The sequence below is a fragment of the Streptomyces sp. CLV115 genome (assembly GCF_038448545.1).
Lineage (GTDB): Bacteria > Actinomycetota > Actinomycetes > Streptomycetales > Streptomycetaceae > Streptomyces > Streptomyces sanglieri.
The window spans coordinates 1-5,062 of record NZ_JBCEWQ010000284.1 but is presented as its reverse complement, the minus strand read 5'-3'; the positions used below and the strand labels follow the sequence as shown (position 1 = coordinate 5,062).

Here is a 5,062-nt window from a genome sequence, read left to right as displayed (position 1 = left end):
GGGCCCTTCCCCCGGAGGGAAGGGCCCACAACGGCCGGGACGGACTGGGAAGGGCTCGGTCAGCGGTTCAGCGGCGGGGTCCGCCCGGTGTCGCTCCCGGGCACCGCCGCCACCGCGGCGGTGTCGAAGGGGCGTGTGCGACGCGAGGCCGCGTACGCAGGCACCACCGAGAGCAGACCGATGAACGCCATGCAGGCACCGACCCACAGGGCGGCGACCAGCCCCGCCCCGGCACTGATGGCGACGCCGCCCGCCCATGGCCCCAGGACCACACCGATGTTGATCGCCGAGGCGTTGACCGTACTGACCAGCGGGCCGTCGTTGGCCACCCGCATCACCCGGGCACCCATGGCGGGGTTGAGCGGCAGCCCGATCAGGCCGAGCACGACGAGGACGACGACAGTGGCCACGCGGTGGTGGGCGACCAGCGCGAACACCACCAGGCAGAGCGTCACCCCGATGAGGCCGTAGAAGATCATCGGCATCATGTAGCGGTCGACGAACCGGCCGGTGATCGCGTTGCCGACGACCGTGCCGATGCCGAAGACCGCGAAGAGCCAGGGCACGGCAGCCGGCGAGAAGCCGCCGATGTCGACGAAGATCGGCGAGAAGTAACTGGTGCCGGCGACGATGGAACCGATGACCATGGCGTTGGTGCAGTAGACCGCCCAGAGCCGGGGGTTGCGCAGGGCGGCGACCTCACCGCGTACGTCGATCCGTTCCGGCAGCGGGGTGACCGGCACCAGCCACCACACCGCGACGGCGCTCAGCCCGGCCACCGCGCCCACTGCCCAGAAGCTCGCCCGCCAGCCGAAGTGCTGGTCGATCAGGGAGGCGGCGGGCAGCCCGACCACCTGGGCGATCATGACGCCGCCGAGCAGGATCGACAGCGCGCGCCCGCGCAGCTCCGGACCGACCATCTGGGCGGAGACCGCGACGGAGATGCCGAAGAAGGCGGAGGCGGCGAGCGCGGTGACGACCCGCGCGATCACGAGCACCCAGAACTCCGGTGCCAACGCGCCCAGCGCCTGGCCGAGCATGAACACGAGGAGCAGACAGATCAGGGCCTTCTTGCGCGGCACCCGCAGCAGCGCGACCGTCAGCAGGGGGCCGCCGATCACCATGCCCAGTGCGAAGACGGAGATGAGGTATCCGACCGTGGACACCGAGACGTCGAACTCGGCCGACAAGCTGGGCAATAGCCCGGAGACCATGATCTCGGTCGTGTTGAGGCAGAAGACGCCGATCCCGAGTGTGAAGATGGCGATGGGCATGTGACTCCAATTCAGCGCAGCCGTCCGAGCGGCCGGGAGCCCGTGCTCCCCGGCCGCGTGGGTCCGGACGGTCTGTTTCTTGTCTCGCCGGCGTCAGGGCCGGCTGGGGTTGATCAGATCGGGGGCGCGCCACCCGTCGAGGTCGTACTCCGCCATGCATTCCTCGGCGAAGCCCTTGTACGCGTCGACGAGTCCGGAGCTCTGCTGGGCCAGCAGGAGTTCGATCCGGACGTTCTCGTGGTTGCCCGAGTAGTTGCGCTCGTACAGTTCGTGCCGGCCGCCGAACTCGGTGCCTATGGAGTCCCAGATGAGCTTCATCAGCTTGACGCGCTCGACGGCGTCGTAGCCGTTCGAGCCGCGCACGTACTTGTCGAGCAGAGGCCGCAGTTCGGGCCGCCGGAAGTCGCTGGCGTGGGAGTTGACGTAGATCAGCGCGCTGCCGAGGTCCTGCTGGAGGATCTCGCGTATTCGCGGGTAGCCGATCGTCATGAACCACCGGTACGCCATGCCGTAGTCGAGGTTGGGCAGCAACGCTCCGTCGTGCCAGGGGTCGGGGTTCTGCGCCATGGCGTCACCGAGGCCCCAGAACATGTTCCGCCAGGCGAGGACCTCGCCGATGCGGGTCTGGATGCCGCGGAAGTCCTTGGTCCCGGTGGCCTCGACCCCCTTGAGCAACAGGCCCGCGAGGAAGTCGAGTTTGACGCCGAGGCGGGTGATGCCGTGGAAGGTGAGCCGGTGGGTGAAGCCGGAGGCGTTCAGGAAGGTGCCGGCCTTGGCGGTGTCGCCGTAGATGAAGACGTTCTCCCACGGGACCTTCACCCGGTCGAGGATGAAGATGGTGTCGTTCTCGTCCATCCGGCTCGACAGCGGGTAGTCGAACGGGCTGCCCATGGAGTCGGCCATCGCCCCGTACGAGGGACGGCAGATCAGCTTCACGCCGGGGGCTTCCATCGGAAGGGTGCACACCAGCGCGTACTCGCGTTTCTGCACCGGCAGCCCGTAGTGGGCGATGAAGTTGTAGTGGGTGATCGCCGAACCCGTCGCGACGACCTTGGCGCCACTGACGATCAGGCCGTCGTCCCGCTCCTCCTCCACGTGGACGAAGACGTCGTTGCTGTCGGCGGGGCGGTGGCGGTCCACGGGCGGATTGATGACCGCGTGGTTCCAGTACAGGACCTTCTCCTGCGCCTCGCGGTACCAGCGGCGGGCGTTGTCCGCGTACTCCCCGTAGTAGTCGGGGTTGACGCCCAGGCTGACCAGGAAGCTGGCCTTGTAGTCCGGGCTGCGGCCCAGCCATCCGTAGCTCATGCGCGCCCACTCGGCGATCGCCCCGCGGTCCGCGACCAGGTCCTCGGCCGTGCGCGGGATACGGAAGAACTTGTGGGTGTAGCCCTGGCTTCCGGTGTCCGTCGGCGCCGTCAGGATCTCCGCGCGCTCCGGATCGTGCAGCGAGTCGTAGAGCCGGGCCGTCATGCGCGCGGTGTTGCGGAAGGCCGGGTGCTTGGTGACGTCGTCGACCCGCTCGCCGTACGCCCAGATCTCCCGGCCGTCGCGGAGGCTCTCCAGGTATTCGTCCCCGGTGAGCGGCCGGGTGACGGCCGGGGTGCCGGTGGCTGCGTCGTGGTTCTGCGCTGTCATGCGTGGCCTTCCCTGATCAACTGGTGGAAAGCGGCGATCTGTTGGGTGGTGACCGGGTCGTCGAGCGAACCGGACCAGGGCGCGCCCGCGTCCTGCGCGGCCAGTTCCGGGAACGCGCCGCGGAAGAAGGCGAGCGGTCGCCCGCCGTGCGCCTCGAAGCCCGTCACCGCCCCGACGAGCAGCAGGTGGTCTCCGCCGTCGTAGTGGCGCCAGGGGCGGCACACCAGGTGTCCGAGAGTGTCGGCGAGGAGCGGGATCCCGTCCGCGCCGGTCGTCCAGCGGACGGGACCGGACATCGGCCGGCCCGCGAAGTGCAGGGCGATGTCCCGCTGTTGCTCGGTGAGGAAGTTGATGGCGTAGGGGCCCGAGGCCAGGTGTCCGGCGGCCCGGCTCCTCCTGTCGAGACCGACGAGGACGAGCGGCGGGTCCAGGGAGACGGAGGTGAAGGAGTTCACCGTGATGCCGTGGACTTCGGGTCCGCGCCGGCAGGTGACCACCGTGACACCGGTGAGGAAGTTCCCCAGGCACGCGCGCAGCCGGCGCGTGTCGTCCGGTGTCCGGGGCGGTGCGGCGCTCTGTGTTGTGGTCATCGCGTCACTGCCCGTCCGCGGGTGGGGCGTCCGGGTCAGTGGACGCCTTCGCGTATCCCCTCGATGTGGCGGGCCAGTTTCTCGACGTTGCCGCAGCGGAAGACGTCCTCGACGCCGACGTCGATGGCGAGCGCCTTCTGCAGGTGGGAGGCGAGCTGCACGAAGTGCAGGGAGTTGCCGCCGTTGTCGAGGAAGGCGTCGGTGGTGGAGCAGTCCTCGACACCGATGATGTTCTTCCAGATCTGCAGCACGGCGGCTTCGAGCGGGCTGTTCATGCGGTCACCTTTTTCGAGTCGCTGGTCCACGGTGTCCGGAGCCCCGAGCGCGCTCCGGTCGATCTTTCCGTTCACGTTGACGGGGAACGCGTCCAGCCGGCGGAAGTCCGACGGGATCATGTAGTCCTGGAGCAGTTCCCCGAGGTGTGCGACGAGTTCGGAGTTGGCGGGGCGCTGTTCGTCGCGGGTGGTGAAGAACGCGACGAGGGACTTCTGGGTGACCTCGTCGCCGAATGCCTTGACGACGGCCTGGTCGATGGCGTCGTGGGCCTTGAGCGCGAGTTCCACCGTGGTCGGCTCGACCCGGTAGCCGCGGATCTTGACCATGTTGTCCGCGCGGCCGGCCAGCACGATGTCACCCTCCGGCGTGGTACGCGCGAGGTCCCCGGTCCGGTAGAGGAGGCCGTCGCCGGGGCGGGGGCCGGGGACGAACTTCCGTGCCGTCAGCTCCTCGTCGCCCACGTACCCCCGGGCCACGCCCGCGCCGCCGATGTACAGCTCGCCCGTCTCGCCGGGGGCGCACGGTTCGAGCCGCTCGTCAAGGACGGCCGTGGTCATCAGTGGCATGGGGCGGCCGACGGGGACGGCCTTCGTCTGCGCGAGGGAGTCGGGGGCCGTCACCGGGTGGACGGCCACCAGCGAGGAGCCCTCGGTGCAGCCGTAGCAGTTGTAGATCCGGGCGTCGGTCTCCCGGACGGCCCTCGCGAGGTGGTGGGGCGAGGGGAAGTCGCCGCTGATCGTGATCACCCGCAGGCGGCGCAGGCTCTCGATCTCGTTGTCGACCAGCAGGTTGAACAGGCCGCACGGCAGGCTGAGGAAGGTCACCCCGTGTTCCTCGATGACGTCCCTCAGCTCCGGCAGGGTCGGCAGCCCCGGCGGCAGGACGACCAGCTTGGCGCCGTGCAGCAGGCTCTGCCAGATCTCGATGGTCGAGGCCGCGAACGAGAAGGCGGCCTGCTGCACGAAGCAGTCCTGCTCGTCGATGCGCAGTTCCTCGCTGGGGACGGCGAGACGGGCCAGGCCGCGGTGCGGGATCCTGACGCCCTTGGGCCTGCCGGTGGACCCGGAGGTGAACATGATGAACGCCGTGCTCTCCGCGTCCACCTCGGTCTCCGGGTCGTCGTCGGCCAGGGGTTCGGCCCGCTCGACGACATCGGCGGCGCGCAGCTCGGGGATGTGGTCGCCGAAGACGGCCGTGTCCCACTCCCCCTGGTGGACGACCAGGCGCACCGAGGCGGTGTCGAGGACGTCCTTGATCACGCGCTCGGGGTGGGCGGGGTTCAGG

At 69.4% G+C, this 5,062-nt stretch carries 4 protein-coding genes; all 4 read right to left on the bottom strand.

The genetic code is table 11. The annotated features are described in order from the left end of the window. Positions 1 to 59: 59 nt before the first annotated feature. Positions 60 to 1,274, bottom strand: coding sequence for an MFS transporter (locus AADR41_RS41205; protein WP_342287518.1), 1,215 nt, complete (start codon positions 1,272 to 1,274; stop codon positions 60 to 62). 93 nt (positions 1,275 to 1,367) lie between these two features. After that, positions 1,368 to 2,912 carry a 4-hydroxyphenylacetate 3-hydroxylase family protein gene (locus AADR41_RS41200; protein ID WP_342287517.1) on the bottom strand — a complete coding sequence of 515 codons (1,545 nt, stop codon included), beginning with the start codon at positions 2,910 to 2,912 and terminating at the stop codon, positions 1,368 to 1,370. Continuing rightward, positions 2,909 to 3,502, bottom strand: coding sequence for a flavin reductase family protein (locus AADR41_RS41195; protein WP_342287516.1), 594 nt, complete (start codon positions 3,500 to 3,502; stop codon positions 2,909 to 2,911). Before AADR41_RS41195 ends, AADR41_RS41200 begins: the two co-directional genes overlap by 4 nt. Before the next feature lie 35 nt (positions 3,503 to 3,537). Further along, the coding region (locus tag AADR41_RS41190) for a non-ribosomal peptide synthetase (protein ID WP_342287514.1) at positions 3,538 to 5,062 on the bottom strand (1,525 nt) is incomplete at its 5' end.

What these genes read in the sequence shown, in the direction of transcription:
- AADR41_RS41205 (WP_342287518.1), bottom strand. Translation starts at nt 1,274, where the DNA reads ATGCCCATCGCCATCTTCACACTCGGGATCGGCGTCTTCTGCCTCAAC.
- AADR41_RS41200 (WP_342287517.1), bottom strand. Translation starts at nt 2,912, where the DNA reads ATGACAGCGCAGAACCACGACGCAGCCACCGGCACCCCGGCCGTCACC.
- AADR41_RS41195 (WP_342287516.1), bottom strand. Translation starts at nt 3,502, where the DNA reads ATGACCACAACACAGAGCGCCGCACCGCCCCGGACACCGGACGACACG.